This window comes from Arthrobacter sp. AL05 (assembly GCF_029960715.1).
In the GTDB taxonomy this organism is placed as follows: domain Bacteria; phylum Actinomycetota; class Actinomycetes; order Actinomycetales; family Micrococcaceae; genus Arthrobacter.
This window is the reverse complement of the sequence record NZ_JASBRC010000013.1, coordinates 54,158-73,816: the sequence shown is the minus strand read 5'-3', so window position 1 is coordinate 73,816 and position 19,659 is coordinate 54,158. Positions and strand designations below refer to the sequence as shown.

17 protein-coding genes are annotated in these 19,659 nt (G+C 66.9%); 4 read left to right on the top strand and 13 right to left on the bottom strand.

All coding sequences use genetic code 11. From position 1 onward, the window contains the following. Nucleotides 1-14: 14 nt before the first annotated feature. From QK287_RS15085 to QK287_RS15070, 4 genes are all read left to right on the top strand, one after another. Complete coding sequence (locus tag QK287_RS15085; RefSeq protein ID WP_226775149.1) at nucleotides 15-977, top strand: sugar-binding domain-containing protein; 963 nt, start codon at nucleotides 15-17, stop codon at nucleotides 975-977. Nucleotides 978-1,061: 84 nt separating this feature from the next. Next, nucleotides 1,062-1,940 (top strand): aldo/keto reductase, encoded by an 879-nt coding sequence (locus QK287_RS15080; RefSeq protein ID WP_226775148.1) that lies wholly within the window; start codon nucleotides 1,062-1,064, stop codon nucleotides 1,938-1,940. A 19-nt stretch (nucleotides 1,941-1,959) separates the two neighbouring features. Then, nucleotides 1,960-2,880, top strand: coding sequence for an alpha/beta hydrolase (locus QK287_RS15075; RefSeq protein ID WP_226775147.1), 921 nt, complete (start codon nucleotides 1,960-1,962; stop codon nucleotides 2,878-2,880). Beyond that, on the top strand, nucleotides 2,877-3,962 hold the full coding sequence (locus tag QK287_RS15070; RefSeq protein WP_226775146.1) for a glycosyltransferase family 1 protein: 1,086 nt from the start codon (nucleotides 2,877-2,879) through the stop codon (nucleotides 3,960-3,962). Before QK287_RS15075 ends, QK287_RS15070 begins: the two co-directional genes overlap by 4 nt. A gap of 282 nt (nucleotides 3,963-4,244) precedes the next feature. Here QK287_RS15070 and QK287_RS15065 read toward each other — a convergent pair whose 3' ends face one another. From QK287_RS15065 to pyrR, 13 genes are all read right to left on the bottom strand, one after another. Continuing rightward, entirely contained in the window at nucleotides 4,245-6,401 is a 2,157-nt protein-coding gene (locus QK287_RS15065) for a primosomal protein N' (RefSeq protein WP_226775145.1), read from the bottom strand. Nucleotides 6,402-6,573: 172 nt separating this feature from the next. Beyond that, entirely contained in the window at nucleotides 6,574-7,809 is a 1,236-nt protein-coding gene (metK, locus tag QK287_RS15060; RefSeq protein ID WP_226775144.1) for a methionine adenosyltransferase, read from the bottom strand. Between the two features lie 78 nt (nucleotides 7,810-7,887). Next, nucleotides 7,888-9,159 (bottom strand): bifunctional phosphopantothenoylcysteine decarboxylase/phosphopantothenate--cysteine ligase CoaBC, encoded by a 1,272-nt coding sequence (coaBC, locus tag QK287_RS15055; protein WP_226775143.1) that lies wholly within the window; start codon nucleotides 9,157-9,159, stop codon nucleotides 7,888-7,890. A gap of 19 nt (nucleotides 9,160-9,178) precedes the next feature. Then, entirely contained in the window at nucleotides 9,179-9,439 is a 261-nt protein-coding gene (rpoZ, locus tag QK287_RS15050) for a DNA-directed RNA polymerase subunit omega (protein WP_011692102.1), read from the bottom strand. Between the two features lie 39 nt (nucleotides 9,440-9,478). Further along, the gene (gene gmk, locus QK287_RS15045; RefSeq protein WP_226775142.1) at nucleotides 9,479-10,051 is read right to left on the bottom strand and encodes a guanylate kinase; all 573 of its coding nucleotides are present in this window, start codon (nucleotides 10,049-10,051) and stop codon (nucleotides 9,479-9,481) included. A gap of 24 nt (nucleotides 10,052-10,075) precedes the next feature. Continuing rightward, nucleotides 10,076-10,411, bottom strand: coding sequence for an integration host factor, actinobacterial type (gene mihF / locus QK287_RS15040; protein WP_226775141.1), 336 nt, complete (start codon nucleotides 10,409-10,411; stop codon nucleotides 10,076-10,078). Between the two features lie 247 nt (nucleotides 10,412-10,658). After that, nucleotides 10,659-11,525, bottom strand: coding sequence for an orotidine-5'-phosphate decarboxylase (pyrF, locus tag QK287_RS15035; RefSeq protein ID WP_226775140.1), 867 nt, complete (start codon nucleotides 11,523-11,525; stop codon nucleotides 10,659-10,661). Further along, nucleotides 11,518-14,844: a carbamoyl-phosphate synthase large subunit gene (carB, locus tag QK287_RS15030; RefSeq protein WP_226775139.1), complete on the bottom strand. Its 3,327-nt coding sequence runs from the start codon at nucleotides 14,842-14,844 to the stop codon at nucleotides 11,518-11,520. Before carB ends, pyrF begins: the two co-directional genes overlap by 8 nt. Next, a complete protein-coding gene (carA, locus tag QK287_RS15025; protein ID WP_226775138.1) occupies nucleotides 14,844-16,109 on the bottom strand; it encodes a glutamine-hydrolyzing carbamoyl-phosphate synthase small subunit in 1,266 nt (421 codons plus the stop codon). The genes carB and carA overlap by 1 nt, the downstream gene beginning before the upstream one ends. After that, the gene (locus QK287_RS15020) at nucleotides 16,090-16,608 is read right to left on the bottom strand and encodes a hypothetical protein (RefSeq protein ID WP_226775189.1); all 519 of its coding nucleotides are present in this window, start codon (nucleotides 16,606-16,608) and stop codon (nucleotides 16,090-16,092) included. Before QK287_RS15020 ends, carA begins: the two co-directional genes overlap by 20 nt. Continuing rightward, a complete protein-coding gene (locus QK287_RS15015; RefSeq protein ID WP_226775137.1) occupies nucleotides 16,608-17,975 on the bottom strand; it encodes a dihydroorotase in 1,368 nt (455 codons plus the stop codon). The genes QK287_RS15020 and QK287_RS15015 overlap by 1 nt, the downstream gene beginning before the upstream one ends. Beyond that, nucleotides 17,975-19,012, bottom strand: a complete 1,038-nt coding sequence (locus QK287_RS15010) for an aspartate carbamoyltransferase catalytic subunit (protein ID WP_226775136.1) — start codon at nucleotides 19,010-19,012, stop codon at nucleotides 17,975-17,977. The genes QK287_RS15015 and QK287_RS15010 overlap by 1 nt, the downstream gene beginning before the upstream one ends. Next, nucleotides 19,009-19,608, bottom strand: a complete 600-nt coding sequence (gene pyrR / locus QK287_RS15005; protein ID WP_226775135.1) for a bifunctional pyr operon transcriptional regulator/uracil phosphoribosyltransferase PyrR — start codon at nucleotides 19,606-19,608, stop codon at nucleotides 19,009-19,011. Before pyrR ends, QK287_RS15010 begins: the two co-directional genes overlap by 4 nt. Nucleotides 19,609-19,659 lie beyond the last annotated feature (51 nt).

Here is a 19,659-nt window from a genome sequence, read left to right as displayed (position 1 = left end):
AGAACGGAAGTGGGATGACACCCTCACGAAGCTCCGACGCCCTCCGCGCCGCCCAGTTGTATTACCTTCAGGACCTGACCATGGACGCGATTGCACGCGAGCTGCGCACGTCCCGGTCCACCGTGTCGCGGCTGCTTTCCTCAGCCCGGGAATCGGGGCTGGTGCAAATCCAGATCCGCAGCCCCCTCGACACCGGGCCCGAACTCGAAAGCATGATCCGCGCCGAATACAAGGTGGACGTGCACGTCGTTCCGGTAGTGGACACGCTCAATGAGGCGGAAACGCTGGACCGCGTGGCCATGCAGGCCGCCCGCACGATCGGGCCGCTGGTGGATTCCAACGCCATTATCGGCGTCGCGTGGGGCTCGACCTTGAGCGCTGTGAGCCGGCACTTGACCCGGAAGATCACCCACGACTGCGTGATCGTCCAGCTCAACGGGGCGGGCAACATGCAAACCACTGGTATCACCTATGCCTCCGACATCATGCGCCGCTTTGGCAGCGCCTACGGAGCGCGGGTGGAGCAGTTCCCGGTACCGGCGTTCTTCGACCACGCCGCGACCAAAACGGCCATGTGGAATGAACGAAGCGTGCAACGGATCCTCGAACTTCAGTCCCGCATGAGCATTGCCATTTTCGGCGTGGGCTCTGTCGACGCCGACTATCCCAGCCACGTGTACGCCGGCGGCTACCTCGACGAAGAAGACCTGAACGTCCTGGCCACCTCAGACGTTGTGGGCGATGTTGCCACGGTGTTCTTCCGCGCAGACGGCTCCTCGGACGGGATCATGCTTAACGAGCGTTCCACCGGTCCGGACCTCGCACAGTTGCGCCAGGTCCGCCGGCGGATCTGCGTGGTCTCGGGGGCTTCCAAGATCAACGGCCTGCGCGGCGCCCTTGCCGCCGGCCTGGCGACAGACCTGATTCTGGACGAGGCCAGCGCCCGGCACCTGGTCAGATTCGACGGTTTGGTCTGATCCTGCCGCTTCCCGGGCCGCCCGGACTCCCGTGTCCGGCCCGTCGTGGGCGGTGCAGGCGGCGGAGTCGGTAAAGTCGATGGTATGAAACCCTCACCCCGGCTCAGCCTCAACAACGGTGTACTGATCGACCAGGTGGGTTTTGGACTCTATAAGGTGCCCCCGGAGGACGCCCCCGGACTCGTGACGATGGCGCTCGAAGCCGGCTACCGGCACTTCGATACGGCCGCCATGTACGGCAACGAGACCGGCGTTGGCCGGGGCGTTGGCGCCTTGTCCGGTTTTGTTAGCGGCGATGACGCCCGCGGCGGTTCCGGCGAAGCCTCCCCTTCCTTGTCCCGCGAGGACCTGTTTATCACCACCAAGGTCTGGAACGACGACCACGGCTACGACGCGACGCTGCGTGCCTTCGACACGTCGATGGCCAACCTCGGGCTGGAATACGTTGACCTGTACTTGATCCACTGGCCGTGCGCGGAACGGGGGCTGTATCCGGAGACCTACCGCGCCCTGGAGACGCTGTACCGGGAAGGCCGGGCCCGGGCCATCGGGGTCTCGAACTTTCAGCCGGCCCACCTGGACCGCCTCCTGCAGACGGCGGAAGTCGTCCCGGCCGTCAACCAGGTTGAACTGCACCCCTGGCTCCAGCAGGAGGAACTGCGCAGCCTGCACCGCGAGCTTGGAATCACCACCGAAGCGTGGAGCCCGCTGGGCCGCGGCCAGGTCCTGCAGGATGCGGCTGTCCTTCATCTTGCGGCCCTCCACGGCAGGACCCCGGCGCAGATCATCCTCCGCTGGCATGTCCAGCTTGGCAATATCGCCATCCCGAAGGCGAGCTCGTACGCCCGGATCAGGGAAAACCTCAATGTCTTTGGCTTCAGCCTGGACGACGCCGCCATGGACACCCTTGCCGGACTGGAACGCGGCTTCCGGACCGGCTCGCACCCGGACTCCGTCAATTAGGACTCATCGAATGGTAGACATGGCCACCGAGCCTTCCCCCGGCACTCCCCTGCTCAGCGCCGGGCTTGCGGCGCGCACCCATCCCGCCGAAGTGGTAGTGAACGGCACCAAAGTCGCGTATTGGAGCTACGAGCCGGTAACGGTGACCCCGCAGACCCGCACCATCCTGGTGGTCCATGGCTTTCGCGGCGACCACCATGGACTCCTTAGGGTTGCCGACCAGCTCCCCGAGATGCGGCTTATTATGCCGGACCTCCCCGGATTCGGCAGCTCCGCCGCGTTCACCGATGCCAGGCACAGCGTGGAACGTTACTGCCGCTTCGTCGCCGATTTTATCGCGGCCCTGGCTCTGGGACCGGACACCGTCCTGCTGGGACATTCCTTTGGCTCCATCATCGCGAGCCATTACGTGGCCAGCCACCCCGGCACCGTGGCGGAGCTGATCCTGATCAACCCGATCGCCGCCCCGGCCCTTGAGGGGCCCAAGGCCCTGCTGACCAAACTCGCCGTCCTCTACTACGAAACCGCTGCGCGCCTGCCGCGCCGGCTGGGACAGGGCCTGCTGCGCAGCCAGCTGATTGTCCGGGTCATGAGCGAGACGATGGCGAAAACGCGCGAGAAACATCTCCGACGTTTTGTCCACGCCCAGCACAGCGCCTATTTCTCCGCATTCGCGGACCGTGAGAGCCTGCTGGAAGCTTTTAAGGCATCGGTTGGCAGCAATGTCGCCGAAGTGGCCGCCAGCCTGACGCTTCCCGTGCTGCTGATCGCCGGTGAAAAAGACGAAATTGCGGCGCTACCGGACCAGCACACCTTGCTGGCACGGCTGCCGGACGGCCGCCTGGACGTGATCGCCGGCGTCGGGCACCTGATCCACTACGAAACCCCGGAACCCGCCGCGGCATTCATCCGACGCTTCCTGAAGGACCATTCCGCGTGAAAATCATTATTGATGCCCGGTTCACCCGGCTGGACCACCACGACGGAATCAGCCGTTACGGCGCCAGCCTGATCGCCGCAACGGCAAAAATCGCCGAGGTCTCCATGCTCATCAGCGACGTTCGCCAGCTGGCCCTGCTCCCGGACGTGCCCTATTCCCTGATCAACAGCCCGCTCTCCCCCGCCGAGTTGTTCGTCGCCCGAAAGGTGAACGCACTCGACGCCGACGTGGTGGTGTGCCCGATGCAAACGATGGGCAGCTGGGGCCGGAAGTACCCGCTGGTGCTGACCCTGCACGACCTGATCTACTACGAACACCCCGCTCCCCCGGGCTTCCTGCCCGCACCCGTCCGGGTCCTCTGGCGCCTCTACCACAAGGCCTTTTGGCCGCAGCGCTTCCTGCTTAATCGTGCCGACGTTGTTGCCACCATCAGCGCCACGACGGCGGCACTGATCTCCAAGTACCAGCTGACCCGGCGTCCGGTCCGGATCGTGGGCAACGCCCCGCAGCACGGCCACGCGCCGCGGGATCCAGGGTCAGGGGCAGACAAGACGATCCTGTACATGGGCTCCTTTATGCCTTACAAAAACGTGGAGACCATGATCAGGGGCATGGCGGAGTTGCCGGATATAAGCTTGCACCTGCTCAGCCGAATCACCCCGGAACGCCGGGCGGAACTCGAGGCCCTGGCGCCCGCCGGCACGAGCATCACCTTCCACAACGGCGTGACCGACGCCGAGTATGAGGCCATGCTGGGACGCACTACGGCTTTGATCAGCCTCTCCAAAGCGGAGGGTTACGGGCTGCCCCTGGTGGAAGCGATGTCCCACGGCACACCGGTGATCGCCAGCGACATCCCGATCTTCCGCGAGGTCGGTGGTGACGCTGTCAGCTACGTCCACCCGGATTCACCGCAGGAATTTGCTGCCGCGGTGCGGCAACTGGAGGATGCGGAGCTGTGGAAGGCTCGTTCGCTCCGCTCGGTCGAGCGCGCCGCGGACTTCAGCTGGGACGAATCGGCGCGCCGACTCCTGGACGCGGCCGCGGAGGCCAAGGAGTTGCACGAACGGCCCAGGCCCTAGGACTTCAGCCGCCGGGTCGGTAAGGTCCCGGCATACACGGTGCTGCGGTCACTGCCCGCATCGGGCGCCAAAACGTGAGTGGACGTCCGCTGATTGAGGGATGAAACCAGAGTGATCCCAGCTCGCCAGCAAAGCCATCGGAGTAGATCTGCACTCCTTGTAATCCCGGGAACACGTCGATGCCGGCAGCGGCAGAAGTCACGTCCTGGAGGCTGGCCGCGGTGTCATTTCCGCAAGTCCGCTGTACAAGCGCCGAGGCGGCCGGCACCTCTTGGTCCTTCCCTAGAGCACGTCCACGCCGTCCAGCCGCAGCTGCACCGGGTCGTCCGTGCGTTTGGCGGCCGCGGCGGCCTTAACCGCCCGCAACGCCATGGTGACGTGGGCCGCCTGGCCGTAGGGGATGAACATCAGGGTCCGGACATCATCCCCCGCCGCGCCCCGAACGCTGCCGTGGGCGGGTGCGCCGGTGATCACAAGCGGCGCGGGGCCCGCTGTCCGAAGGGTAATCCCCTGCGCGGCCAGCTGTTGCTCGACGGCCTGGCTGAAGTGCCCGACGGCGGTCCGGCCGCCCGTCAGCGACGCGACCCGAACAGCAGGGGGCAGCTGCAGTTCCTGGCGCAGGGAAAGCTCACGCTCGGCGTAGCCGGCCGGGTCCCAGCGCAGCAGCGCGCCCACACCGGCGGCGTCGTCAGCGGTGATCACCACGAGCCCGCCCTCCCCGGCGGGGCGGACCAGCGCCGCAGCGTTGAACCAGCGCCTGACGGCGTCTTCCCCGGCCCGCAGGTTTTCTCGCCGCAGCAGTGAATCGCCGTCCAGCAGAAGTGCCGCCGCATAGCCTCCGGGCGCGACGGGTTCGGCGCCGACCGTGGCGACTACCAGCGCCTTGGAATCAGGAACGGTTGCCAGCACCCGGTCCCCGGATGAGGTGACCACCGGCTTCCCGGGGAAGGCCCGGCCCAGTTCCTCAGCCGTCCGCAGGGCCCCCGTGGCGCCGCGCCTCAGCCGTGTACCATTGCACGTGCCGCAGCGCCAGTCAGCCGCCGGCGTTGAACACCAGCGGCATTGCGGCACCGCGGAGCTCCCGCTGGCCCCGGCGATGGCCAGCGGCCCGCTGCAGGACGTACAGCGCGCCGGCTCCCGGCAGTTTTCACAGGCCAGCGACGGGGCGTAACCGGCCCTCGCGACCTGGACCAGGACCGGGCCGCGTTCGAGTCCGTCCTTGGCAGCACGCCAGGCCGCGCCGGGCAGCCGTGCGATCCGGGCCAGCGGATCGTGTTCAAGTTCGTAGCTGTCGGCCGTGTTCAGCACACGCGGGACGCTCCGGCGGACAACGGAGCGTCCGGCCTCCACCGACCGGGCCCATCCTGCCTCGACGAGTCGCTGCGTTTCGGTACTCCGGGTATGCGCTGCGAGCAGGCACGCCGCGCCCTCCTGCTCGGCGCGCAGCAGCAGGACTTCGCGGGTATGGGCGTAGGGTGAGCGCTGCTCGATGTGCAGGTCGTCACCGTCGTCCCAGCAGACAACGAGACCCAGGTTGTGCACCGGGGCGTAGGCGGCGGACCTGGTGCCGACAGCAACCCCGGCGGCGCCGCTGAGGATCCGCAGGAAGCTGCGGTAGCGGGGCGTCTGGCCATCGTCCGCCGTGAGCCGGGCGACGTCCCCGGCCGGCAGCAGCTGCAGGAGCGCCGTTTCCGCCCGGTCCAGGTCACGGTAGTCGGGCACCACAACGATGGCCCCGCGGCCGGAGAGGCGGACGGCTGCAACTGCTTCGGCGATCAGCCGGGGCCAGCCGCCGGCACCGTAGCCCTGCAGTGCGCTGAGCACCGCCCGCGGCGACTCGCCTGCGTTCAGGTGCTGCAGGAAGGCCGGTCCGTTGCGGTACCCGGACCAGCGTGAACCTTCCAGACCGCCGGGAAGTGCCGCGCCCGTTCCGCGCCCGGAGGCCTCGTCGGCGAAGACTGAGGGGTCCAGGACCCCCTCGGCGGCGAGCTCCTTCTCCAGTTTCGCCATCCGCGGCGGAACCGCCACGCGGAGTACGTCGCTGACATTGCCGGCGTAGCGGGCCGCAACACGTCCCGCGAGTTCTGCGACGGCGGCCGTTAGCACCGGCACCGGCGAGAGCACTTTGTACAGCGGAACGAGGGGGTGGCCGGCGTCGGATTCGGCTGCCCGGTCCATCAGGTATCCGGCGAGCTCCTGACCGTTGAACTTAACTTTCACCCGGACCCCAGGTTGCGCCGCGGCGTCCAGGGCGGCGGGCACGCTGTAGTCGAAGGGCCGGTCAAGGTGCGGGAGGGAAGATTCCAGCCGCACCCGCGCCACCGGAAGCCGGGCGGCTAGTTCCGGTCCCGGGGACGCCGCTGCCACGGTGGGAAAGCCCTGCAGCAATGAGAGTTGATGGGGTTCATCCGGGGTGGCGTGTTTAATCGGGCCGTTCATTTGTCTCCTCCCTTCAGCAGCGGTTCAGCGCCGGCCCAGCCAGCACTGCATGAAACAAAACAGCCAGGCCGCCGGATTCGGCGGCCTGGCTACAGCTCATCATGGGGCAGCGACATTAATTCACCGTAAGCGATTAGCCGTTGCGGTGACCAGGCTGCACAAGCCGGGCGTCTTACGCGTTGAAGAACGCCTTCAGCGCGTCTACCCGGTCCAGCCGCTCCCACGTGAAGTCGGGATCCTCCCGGCCAAAGTGGCCGTGGGCGGCGGTCTTGGCGTAGATCGGCCGCTTGAGGTCGAGGGCGTCGATGATGGCACGGGGGCGCAGGTCAAAGATTTCCGCGATCGCGGCACTGATCCTGGCCGGATCGACGGTCTCGGTGCCGAAGGTTTCGACATAGGTCCCTACCGGGCGGGCCTGCCCGATCGCGTAGGCGATCTGGATTTCGGCGCGCTTGGCGAGTCCGGCAGCCACCACGTTCTTGGCGACCCAGCGCATGGCGTACGCGGCTGAGCGGTCCACCTTGGACGGGTCCTTGCCGGAGAAGGCGCCGCCGCCGTGGCGTGCCATGCCGCCGTAGGTGTCAACGATGATCTTTCGTCCGGTGAGGCCGGCGTCGCCGACCGGGCCGCCAATAACGAAGGCACCGGCCGGGTTCAGGATGTTCCTGGCCCGGGAGATGTCCAGGTTGGACAGTGCCATGACCGGGTCAACGACGTGGGCCGCGAGATCGGCGCGGAGCTGGTCGAGGCTGGTGCCTTCAGCGTGCTGGCTGGAGATAACCACGGTCTCTACCGATACCGGCCGGTCACCGTCGTAGCCAACGGTGACCTGGGTCTTGCCGTCCGGTCGCAGGTAGCCGAGCTCGCCGCTCTTGCGGACCTCGGTCAGCTTTTCGGAGAGCCGGTGCGCGAGCCAGATCGGGACCGGCATGTAGGAGGGGGTCTCGTCGCTGGCGTAGCCGAACATCAGGCCTTGGTCTCCCGCGCCCTGGAGGTCGTAGTCGTCCTCCTGGCGTCCCTCGCGCGATTCTAGCGAGTTGAAAACGCCACCGGCGATGTCATTGGACTGCTGCCCGATCGAGACGGACACACCGCAGCGGGCACCGTCGAAACCGTTGGCCGAGGAGTCGTAGCCGATGCCCAGGATGGTTTCCCGCACGATCTGCGGGATTTCGACGTAAGCGTCGGTGGTGACCTCGCCGGCGACGTGGACCAGCCCGGTAGTGGCAAGTGTCTCCACGGCAACCCGGGACTCGGGGTCCTTGGACAACAGGGCGTCGAGGATCGCATCGCTGATCTGGTCGCAGATCTTGTCGGGGTGCCCTTCGGTCACCGACTCGGAGGTGAAGAGCCGAAGTGATGCGGGCGTGGGCCCGTGGAAATCAGGGATGTGCAGCGGTAAAGTCACTCAACTACCTTACTGGTTGGAAAACGGACGTCCGGCGGCGTGTGTCCCCTTACGACGGAGACGCAGCTGACACCGGGTTCAAGCGGGCGGAACAACCCGGCTGAGCTCGGCGCTGATGCGCTCTATTACGGCAGCCGCGACGTCGGACTTCGAGCCCGACGCCTCTTGGTGTTCGGAGCCGGAGCGGGAAAGGATGACTACGGAGTTAGTGTCTTCGCCGAAGACTTTGTCCTGGCCCACCTGGTTAACGACGAGCAGGTCGCATGCCTTGCGGCGCAGCTTGGCCGCCGCGTATTCCAGCACGTCCCCGTCCGCATCACCGGTCTCCGCCGCGAAGCCTACGATCAGTTGGCGGCGCAAGGCCGCGTCCCGGACCTCGACGAGTTCGCGCAGGATGTCCGGGTTGCGGACCAGCGAAATGACCGGATCGGCGACGTCGTCGCGCTTTTTGATTTTGGTGTTGGACACATCCGCCGGGCGGAAGTCCGCCACGGCGGCCGCCATGATGATGACGTCGGAGTCAGCGGCCGCGTGCAGGGCCGCCTTGCGGAGCTCCAAGGCAGTCCCGACCCTGATCACGTCGACTCCGGCCGGTGCGGGGACGTCCATGTGCGCGGCCAGCAGCCGGACCTTGGCCCCGGCTTCACGGGCGGCGACGGCCAGTGCCGCACCTTGTTTGCCGGAGGACCGATTGCCGAGGAACCGGACGGGGTCCAGCGGTTCCCGTGTGCCGCCGGCGCTGACAGTAACAGTGAGTCCGGCCAGTGGCCGCAGCGGCGAAGGATCGGCGTCCTCCGCCACTGGAACAGCTGCGGGAGCGGGCGCCCCTGCGAGGGCGAGTGCCGCCTCGAAAATAGCTTCGGGCTCAGGCAGCCGGCCGGGCCCGGAGTCCGATCCGGTGAGCCTTCCGGAGGCAGGCTCCAGCACGGTGATGCCCCGGCTGCGGAGTGTCTCGACATTCGCCTGGGTCGCCGGGTGCTGCCACATCTCGGTGTGCATGGCGGGCGCCATCAGCACCGGAGACCCGCCGGCCATCAGCAGCGTGTTGCTCAGCAGGTCGTTGGCCTGGCCGGCCGCGGCACGGGCCAGCAGGTCGGCGGTGGCGGGGGCCACTACGATCAGTTCGGCCTCGTGTCCGAGCCGGACATGGTTGACGGTGTGAACCTCGTCGAAAACGCTGTTGCGGACCGGATTTCCGGACAGCGCTTCCCACGTGGCGACACCAACAAAGCGGGTCGCGGCTTCCGTGGGGATCACTGTAACGTTATGGCCGGCTTCAGTAAAAAGCCGGAGGAGCGACGCCACCTTGTAGGCGGCTATCCCTCCCCCGACTCCGAGGACTATGCGCACGTGTGCTCCGCCTGCGTAATTACTCTGCAGGTTCGATCGGAGTGGAGACGAGCTTGCCTTCATTGATCTCGCGCAGCGCGATGGAAAGCGACTTCTCGTTCAGCTTGGTGTCGACCAGCGGGCCGACGTACTCGAACAGGCCCTCGTGCAGCTGCGCGTAGTACGCGTTGATCTGGCGTGCGCGCTTGGCGCCGAAAATTACCAGTCCATACTTCGAGTCGGCGGCCTTCAGCAGCTCGTCGATCGGCGGGTTGATGATGCCTTCAAGGTTCGTGGACACGAATTCTCCAAATTCTAACGGGCCGATACGTCCCGGCGCCTAGCGTGGGTTCGGGGTCAGCCCCATGAGTGAAACAAGCTCGTCCGCTGCCCGTCGAACGTCATCATTGATGACGGTGTGGTGAAACTCCGGTTCAGCGGCAAGTTCTAGTTTAGCGGTTTCAAGCCGTCGCTGCTGTTCCTCCGCCGTTTCCGTGCCGCGGCCGACCAGGCGGCGGACCATTTCATCCCAGCTAGGTGGCGCCAGGAAGACAAACTGGGCATCCGGCACGGCCTGTTTGACCTGGCGCGCACCCTGCAGGTCGATCTCCAGGAGCACCGAACGGCCATCGGCGATGGCGGCGTCTACCGTGCTGCGCAGGGTGCCGTAGCGGTTCCGCCCATGGACCACCGCCCACTCGAGGAGGTCCCCGTTCTCGACCAGGACGTCAAATTCCTCGGCCGATTTGAAGAAGTAGTGGACGCCGTCGACTTCGCCGGGCCGCGCCGGACGTGTGGTCGCCGAAACGGAAAGCCAGACGCCGGGATAGTTGTCCCGGATATAGGTGGACACGGTGCCTTTGCCAACAGCCGTCGGGCCAGCGAGGACTGTCAGTCCCGGTTTCTTGCTCACATATTCCTTTGATCCGGTTGGGAGTCAGCCCGGCGGTCCGGGCTGCTTGTTGTCTATAAAATCTACCAGCGCCCGGCGCTGGTGAGTTCCCAAACCGCGGACCCGGCGGGATGCCGCGATGCCCAGTTGTGCCATAATCGCCGCGGCACGCACCGGTCCGATGCCGGGGAGGGCTTCAAGCAGCTCGACGATCCGCATTCTGGCGATCGCGTCATTGCTCTCGCCTTCGCCCAGCAATTGCGCGATTGTCAGCTGTCCCGATTTCAGCCGGTCCTTGGCCGCGGCCCGGGTTGTCCTGGCCGCGGCGGCCTTCCCGAGGGCGTCGGCACGCTCCTGCGCAGTGAGAGGTCGCAAACCCAATGAATGCCTCCCTGCCTTGTCGGACGGACCGCTTCGACTGCCCGCCCGGACGGACCGCACGCACCACCGTGCGGTGCCGCGAACTTCCCCTGAACCTACCGTCTTGGCGAGGCAGAAATCAATGGACAAGTTTCGCAGCACTGCCCGGTGTCGCTGCCGCAGCGGACCGCGGCCGGCATGTGCCGCAGACGGCCCGCAGAGCGGTCCGCACAGCGGCCGGTTCCGTCCGCTGTGCACGCGGTCGCGCTCAGGCTGCGCGCAGCTCCCCGAGCGTGCGACGGACCGCTGCCTGGAGGTCTTTGATCCGCGGGCCGGCGGAGAGAATATCCCGGCTGGACGTAGCCAGGACCTGGCCGTAGGCGCCGCCGAAGGTCCGGCGCAAATCCGCCGCCGTCGCGCCTTGTGCCCCCAGCCCCGGGGCCAGGATCGGACCACGGACGACGGCGAGATCCAGGTCCAGGTCCAGCAGCGCGGAGCCGACGGTCGCGCCCACAACGAGGCCTACCGAACCCAACTCCCCCGGATACCGACGGTTCTCCGCGGCAGCCGCCCGCACGATCCGGCGGGCAACGGAGTCGGCGCCCCCCACGTGCTGGACCGAGGCACCCTCCGGATTGGACGTCAGTGCCAGGACGAACACACCGCGCCCGGTGTGCGCCGCAAGCTCCAGGGCCGGACGGAGCGACTCGAAGCCCAGGTAGGGGCTCAGCGTGACCGAATCGGCGGCCAGGGCGGAACCGTCCCGCAGCCAGGCGTCCGCGTACGCGGCCATGGTGGAGCCGATGTCGCCGCGTTTCGCGTCGGCAATTGTCAGCACCCCGGCCTGCGCCGCCGCGGCGAGAGTGCGTTCCAGCACAGCCATGCCGGCCGAGCCGTGCCGCTCGTACAGCGCCACTTGCGGTTTAACCGCGGCAGCGAGGGCAGACACGGCCTCCAGGACGGTGAGCGAGAAGCTTTCGAGCCCGGCGGCGTCGTCGTTCAGTCCCCACTGCTGCAGCAGCGCCGGGTGCGGATCGATCCCAACGCACAATGGCCCGCGCTCCGCCATGGCCCGGCCCAACCGGGAACCGAAGGACTCCCGGGCCGCCGGGTCAGCGGCGGTGGCCTCAGGCATGCGAGTTCGCCTCCTGGGACATCCGCTCCTGTGAGAGCGCCAGTGCCGCGGCGTGCTCCTGCAGGCTCGTAACGGACCATTCGTAGGTACGAAGCGCCTCGATGGCCTGGACGGCGGCGTTGAACTCCGCCACCGTCGTGATGCACGGGATGCCGATCGACGTCGCGGCGGCGCGCAGTTCGTAGCCGTCGCTGCGGGCTTCGCCGCCGGAGGGGGTGTTGAAGACCATGTCGATCTCACCGGCGATGATGAGGTCCGCGATGGTGCCTTCGCCGTCGGCACTGGAGCCCTCGGCGACCTTTCGGACCGGGGTGGCCTGGATACCGTTGCGGCGCAGCACATCAGCGGTACCGCCGGTGGAGACGATCTCGAAGCCAAGGTCGGAAAGCCGCTTGACGCCCATGATGACGGAGCGCTTGTCCCGGTTCGCGACCGAGACGAAGATCTTGCCCTCGGTGGGCAGCGCGTTGTTGGCGGCTGCCTGGCTCTTGGCGAAGGCGGTGTCAAAGTGCTTGTCGATCCCCATCACCTCACCGGTTGAGCGCATTTCCGGCCCGAGCAGGGAGTCCACTACCTTCCCCTCCGGGGTGCGGAAGCGGCTGAACGGCAGCACGGCTTCCTTGACCGACACCGGCGCGTCCAGCGGCAGCGTGGAGCCGTCCCCGGTTTCCGGCAGCATTTTGTAAGCGGTGCGGAGCTGGTTGATGGTGACGCCGGTGCCGATCAGGGCAGCCGCCTTCGCCATCTGCACACCGGTGGCCTTGGAGACGAACGGGACGGTGCGGGAAGCCCGAGGGTTGGCTTCCAGGACGTAGAGCACGTCGGAGGCAAGGGCGAACTGGATGTTGATGAGGCCGCGGACACCTACACCTTCGGCGATGGCCAGGGTGGCGGTGCGGACGCGTTCGAGCACGTTGTTGCCCAAGGTGATCGGCGGCAGCACGCAGGCGGAGTCGCCGGAGTGGATGCCGGCTTCCTCAATGTGCTCCATGATGCCGCCAAGGTACATCTCGGTGCCGTCATAGAGGGCGTCGACGTCGATTTCGACGGCGTCCTCGAGGAACCTGTCGATCAGCACCGGGTGGTCCGGGGTGATCTCAGTGGCGTTGGCGATGTAGCGGGAGAGGTTGGGCTCGTCGTAGACGATCTCCATGCCGCGGCCACCGAGTACGTAGGACGGCCGGACCAGGACCGGGTAGCCGATCTCGTCAGCGATCTTTTTGGCGTCGTCGAAAGACACAGCGGTGCCGTTCTTGGGCGAGATGAGTCCGGCCTTGTCCAGCACGCGGGAGAAGGCGCCGCGGTGCTCGGCGAGGTCGATCGCTTCCGGGGAGGTACCCAGGATCGGCACGCCGGCATCGGCGAGCTGCTGGGCGAGCTTGAGCGGGGTCTGTCCGCCGAGCTGGACGAACACGCCCAGCACGCCGCCGGTGCGTTCCTCGGCCGCGATGACTTCCAGGACGTCCTCAAGCGTCAGCGGCTCGAAGTACAGCCGGGTGGAGACGTCGTAGTCGGTGGAGACGGTCTCGGGGTTGCAGTTGACCATCACTGTTTCGTAGCCGGCCTTGCGGAGCGCCATGGAGGCATGGACGCAGGAATAGTCAAACTCAATTCCCTGCCCGATCCGGTTCGGCCCGGAGCCGAGGATGATGATGGACGGCTTGGCGTGCAGCGCGATCTCGTCCTCCTCGTCGTAGGAGGAGTAATGGTAGGGGGTGTACGCGGCGAACTCGGCGGCGCAGGTGTCCACGGTCTTGTAGACGGGGCGGATGCCGAGGGCCTGGCGGACGCCGCGGACGACGTCCTCGGAGTTGTGCGTCAGGGCACCAATCTGTTCGTCGGAGAAGCCGTGGCGCTTGGCCCGGGTCAGCATCTCCGGGGTCAGTGCGGCGGCCTTGCGGATTTCAACCGAGATCTCATTCAGCAGCTGGAGCTGGTCCAGGTACCAGGGGTCGATCTTCGTCGCTTCGAAAAGCTGCTCCACGGTGGCCCCGCCGAGCATGGCACGCTGGACCTGGTGCAGGCGCTCGGTGGTGGGACGCTTGGATTTTTCGATCAGTTCCGGGACTTCCCATTCCGGAACGTGGCTGAAGTCCAGCTGCGAGCCCTTCTGCTCGAGGGAACGCAACGCCTTCTGCAGGGCCTCGGTGAAGTTGCGGCCCATCGCCATGGCCTCGCCGACCGATTTCATGGTGGTGGTCAGCGTGGGGTCAGCGGCCGGGAACTTCTCAAAAGCAAAGCGCGGGACCTTCACGACGACGTAGTCCAGCGTCGGTTCGAAGGACGCCGGGGTCTTCTGTGTGATGTCGTTTGGGATCTCGTCCAGGGTGTAACCGAGCGAGAGCTTGGTGGCGATCTTTGCGATCGCGAAGCCGGTGGCCTTGGAGGCCAGGGCGGAGGACCGGGAGACCCGCGGGTTCATTTCAATCACGACGACGCGGCCGGTGTCCGGCTCGACGGCGAACTGGATGTTGCAGCCGCCGGTGTCGACGCCGACTTCGCGGATGACGGCGATGGAAATGTCGCGCAGCCGCTGGTATTCGCGGTCCGTCAGTGTCAGCGCGGGGGCGACGGTGATCGAGTCCCCGGTGTGTACCCCGACCGGGTCGAAGTTCTCGATCGAGCAGACGACCACAACGTTGTCGTTCTTGTCGCGCATCATCTCAAGCTCGTACTCCTTCCAGCCGAGGATGCTCTCTTCGAGCAGCACCTCACTGGTGGGGCTGTACTGCAGTCCCTGGCCAACGATCCGGCGGAGGTCCTTCTCGTCGTAGGCCAGGCCGGAGCCGAGGCCGCCCATGGTGAAGGAGGGCCGGACCACCATCGGGTAGCCGAGGTCCTCGGCGGCGGTCAGTGCCTCAGCAAGGGAGTGGATGATGTGGCTGCGGGCCGATTCGGCGCCGCAGCGTTCCACCACACCCTTGAACTTTTCGCGGTCCTCGCCGAGCTCGATCGCGGCGATGTTGGCGCCGATCAGTTCGACGTTGTATTTCTCCAGGACGCCGTTTTTGTCCAGCGCGATGGCGGTGTTCAGTGCGGTCTGGCCGCCAAGGGTGGGCAGGATCGCGTCAGGGCGTTCCTTGGCGATGATCTTCTCGACCACTTCGGGGGTGATCGGCTCGATGTACGTGGCGTCGGCAAACTCGGGGTCGGTCATGATGGTGGCCGGGTTGGAGTTGACGAGGATGACGCGCAGGCCCTCCTCCTTGAGGACGCGCAGGGCCTGGGTGCCGGAGTAGTCGAATTCGGCGGCCTGGCCGATCACGATCGGGCCGGAGCCGATGACCAGGACGCTCTTAAGGTCAGTTCTCTTAGGCATTACTTCGTGTCCTCAGTCTTGGAGTCGGTGGCAGTCTTTGTAGCGGAAGCAGTGTCCGCCATCAGCTCGATGAAGCGGTCAAAGAGGTAGGCGGCGTCGTGCGGTCCGGCGGCTGCCTCGGGGTGGTACTGGACCGAGAAGGCCGGGATGTCGAGGCAGGACAGCCCCTCCACAACCTCATCATTCAAGCTGATGTGGCTGACTTCGACCCGGCCAAAGCGCTCCTCCGGGGCCTGCGTGGCCCCGTCGAGCGGGGCGTCGACGGCGAAGCCGTGGTTCTGCGAGGTGATTTCCACCTTGCCGGTGCGGCGGTCCAGGACCGGCTGGTTGATGCCGCGGTGGCCGTAGCGCAGCTTGTAGGTGCCGAATCCCAGGGCACGGCCCAGGATCTGGTTGCCAAAGCAGATGCCGAAGTACGGGATCTTCTCGTCCAGGACGGAGCGGAGCAGCTTGACTTGGTTGTCGGCGGTAGCGGGATCGCCCGGTCCGTTGGACATAAAGAAGCCGTCGGGGTTGACCGCCTGGACATCGGCCAGGGTGGCGGTGGCCGGCAGCACATGCACCCGGACGCCGCGTTCGGCGAAGCGGACGGGAGTCATCCTTTTGATGCCGAGGTCGATCGCGGCGATGCTGAAGACGGGTTCGCCGTCCCAGCCCCAGTCCTTGGGTTCCACGGTGTAGGCCTCATCAACGCTGACTTCCTCGGCCAGGCGTGAGCCCTCCATCGGGGCACTGGCCAGGACCGCCTCGACCAGCTCCCGGTCCGCCGCGCGGGCGGCGTCGCCGGAAAAGATTCCGGCCCGCATGGTCTTGTGTTCGCGGAGGTGGCGTGTGATGGCGCGGGTGTCCACGCCCTGGATGCCGACGATTCCCTGTTCGGCCAATTCAGCATCGAGGCTGCGTTCGGAGCGCCAGTTGGAGGGCCGCCGGGCGGCGTCGCGGACGATGTAGCCGGCCACCCAGATGCGCCGGGACTCTGCGTCTTCCTTGTTCACCCCGGTGTTGCCGATGTGCGGGGCGGTCTGGACTACCAGCTGGCGGGCGTAGGAGGGGTCCGTGATGGTCTCCTGGTAGCCGGTCATTCCGGTCGCGAAGACGGCTTCGCCGAGCGCGGTTCCGGTGGCGCCGTAGCTGGTACCGCGGAATATCCGGCCGTCCTCCAGGACGAACACGGCGGGGGCGGGTGCAGTTGTTGTCGCTGCAGTTGTTGTCACGTCTGAAACTTCGTTGGATTCCGTCACGTCGTTACTTTCCACTATCGGCATTGGCCTGGGGGGCCGCGGGGATCAAATCATGCAGTGCTTTGAGGAGGATGTTTTTGTCGTCGGCGCGTCGGGTGCGGAACCCGGAATCGAGTTCGCGGCTGCCGAGCATCCAGCTGATTATCAGCAGCCCGTCCTTTTCGACGAATTTTCCGGCCATCCCGCTTTCCTGCCGCACGCCGGTGAGGCTGCCCGCGGGGATAAAGACCGGGCCGGCGCCGGCGCGGTCGAACAGCACCCCTTCGGGGTGGACGCTGAGTTCGGCGTTCGTCCGGATCCCCAGCTGATGCACGGCGATCCGGTCCAGCCAGTCGCCGGCGGTGGTGGTGGTCACGTACTGGCCGGCGGCGGCGGCCAGCGATGCGCCGAGAGCGGCGGGGACCGGCGGGAGGGGGTCGACGTCGGCCTGGCGGCGGAGTCGGTTCCGCCAGCCGAACCACATCAGCACCAGCACCGCTGCCGCGAGGGCGAGCATCAAAAGTCCGGGGAGCAACCTGTCCATCAGGGACGGCCCGCCGATGCGGTGCCAGCGGGCTCTGCCGGCCACCGGTAGGGGGTATTGAGCTGGCCGTCCAGGACTGTGGGGTGGCCCTTGAAGAACGTCGCCACCACTTTGCCGGGAAGCTCCCGGCCGGCAAACGGTGAGTTGCGGCCCATGGTGGCCATCTTAGAAGGGTCCACGGTCCAGCGCGCAGCCGGGTCCACGAGTGTGACGTTGGCGGGTTCGCCGGCCTCCAGCGGACGGCCCTGGTCGCCAAGGCGGCCGATTGCCGCCGGGGCGCTGGAGGTGACGCGCGCGAAGTCGGCCCAGCCCATCAGCCCGGTTTCGATCATGGTGTGCTGGACAACGGACAGCGCGGTTTCCAGCCCGGTCATGCCCATGGCCGCCTGCGCCCATTCACACTCCTTGTGTTCGCTGGGGTGCGGGGCGTGGTCGGTGCCCACAACGTCGATCGTGCCGTCGGCGAGAGCGGCGCGCAGGGCCTGGACATCGGCGCCGGTGCGCAGCGGCGGGTTGACCTTGTAGACCGGGTCGTAGCTGCGCGCTAGCTCATCGGTGAGCCAGAGGTGGTGCGGGGTGACTTCGGCCGTGACGTTCACGCCGCGGGATTTGGCCCAGCGGATGATCTCTACGGAACCTGCGGTGGAGACGTGGCAGACGTGCAGCCTGGAGCCGACGTGCTGGGCCAGGAGGACGTCGCGGGCAATGATGCTTTCCTCGGCGACGGCGGGCCAGCCGGTGAGGCCGAGGACGGCGGAGACCTCCCCTTCGTTCATCTGGGCCCCGGCGGTGAGACGGGGTTCCTGTGCGTGCTGGGCCACGACGCCGTCGAACGCTTTGACGTATTCCAGCGCACGGCGCATCAGGACGGGGTCGTGGACACACACGCCGTCATCGGAGAAGACCCGGACGCGGGCCCGGGAGTCCGCCATCGCACCGAGCTCGGCCAGCTGCTCCCCCGCCAGGCCCACGGTGACGGCGCCCACCGGGCGGACGTCCACCCAGCCGGCGGTGCGGCCGAGGGTGAGGACCTGTTCGACGACGCCGGCAGTATCGGCCACCGGGGTGCTGTTGGCCATCGCGTGCACCGCCGTGTAGCCGCCCAGGGCCGCGGCGCGGGTGCCGGTTTCGACCGTTTCGGCGTCTTCGCGGCCGGGTTCACGCAAGTGCGTGTGGATATCCACCATGCCGGGCAGGGCCACCAGGCCGGCCGCGTTGATGACGGTCGCCCCGTCCGCTGGGAGGTTGTGCCCGCGGGCGGCAATGATTCCGTCCCGGATCAGCAGGTCTTCGGGGGCTCCGCCGAGGATGGCGGCGCCGCGGATCAGGTAGGCGCCCGCTCCGGGGTCCTGGGGTTGTGCTGCCATTAGTGGCTCTCCTTGGGGGCGGGGGTGGAGGTGTTCTCTGCGGGGCGGATGGTGCTGGTGTGGCCTGCCGGTTCGCGGTTGTCACCTGAGAGCAGCAGATAGAGGGCTGCCATGCGGATGGACACACCGTTGCGGACCTGAGCCAGCACCGTGGAGCGGGGCGAGTCGGCCGCGGCGGAAGAGATTTCCAGCCCGCGGTTCATCGGCCCGGGGTGCATGATGATGGTGTCTTTCAGGCCCAGATGGTCGAGGGCCTGGAGGCGGTTGTCATCAAAGCCCCAGCGCCGCGAATATTCGCGGGTGCTCGGGAAGAACGACGCGTTCATCCGCTCGCCCTGGACCCGCAGCATCATCACGGCGTCAACGCCGCCGGCAAGCGTCTCGTCAAGGTCGTAGCTGACGCTGCAGGGCCATTTTTCGACGCCGATCGGCAGCAGCGTCGGCGGGGCAACCAGGGTGACCTCGGCGCCGAGGGTGCGCAGCAACCAGACGTTGGAACGCGCCACCCGGGAGTGCAGCACGTCGCCGGCAATCGCTACCCGCATGCCGGCGAGGTCCGCACCCGCGGACGGGGTTCCGGCCAGCCGTGACCAGTGCCGGCGCATGGTGAAGGCGTCCAGCAGCGCCTGGGTGGGGTGTTCGTGGGTGCCGTCGCCGGCGTTGATTACGGCGGCGTCGATCCAGTCGGTGGCGGCGAGGCGGTGCGGGGCACCGGAGGCCCAGTGCCGGATAACGACGGCGTCGGCGCCCATCGCAGCGAGTGTCTGGGCGGTGTCCTTGAGGGATTCGCCTTTGGAGACGGAGGAACCCTTCGCAGCGAAGTTGATGACGTCGGCGGAGAGCCGTTTGGCGGCGGCCTCGAAGGAGATCCGGGTGCGCGTTGAGTCCTCGAAGAACAGGTTCACGACGGTCCGGCCGCGCAGGGTGGGAAGCTTTTTCACCTCACGCTCCCCCACCGCGGCCATTTCCTCGGCGGTGTCGAGGATCCGGACCGCGTTGGACAGGCTCAGGTCCTCGGTGGAGAGCAGGTGCTTCATGCGGCGGCCTCGATAACCACTTCGTTGACCGGTACGCCGTCGACCGAGTCGGTCTCCGCCAGCCGGACCCGGACCTTTTCGGAAGAGGACGTGGGGAGGTTTTTGCCCACATGGTCCGCGCGGATGGGCAACTCCCGGTGGCCGCGGTCAATCAGCACTGCAAGGCGCACGATCCGTGGCCGGCCCAGGTCGATGATCGCGTCGAGGGCCGCCCGGATGGTCCGGCCGGAGTACAGGACGTCGTCGATCAGGACAACTACCTTGTTGTCGATGCCGGTGCGGGGAAGCTGGGTGGGGTACGGCGGCCGCAGTCCCTGGTGGGAGAGATCGTCGCGGAACATTGTCACATCCAGCTGGCCGACAATCGCCGCGGGGTCCACGGTCGGATCTGCGGCGGCAATCTTGGCGGCGAGCCGGACGGCGAGCGGGTAGCCCCGGCGCGGGATGCCCAGCAGGACCAGATCCTGGGAGCCTTTGTTGGACTCGAGAATTTCATGGGCGATACGAGTGAGTGCACGGTCTATATCCGCCTGGCTCAGCACTACGCGGGCGAGTGCAGCCTTGGCCGGAACCGGTGCTTCTGGAACAGAAGTCAACGCTCGTCTCCCCTTTCCCCGCCTCACGGGACGGAATTAAAAAAGGATGGT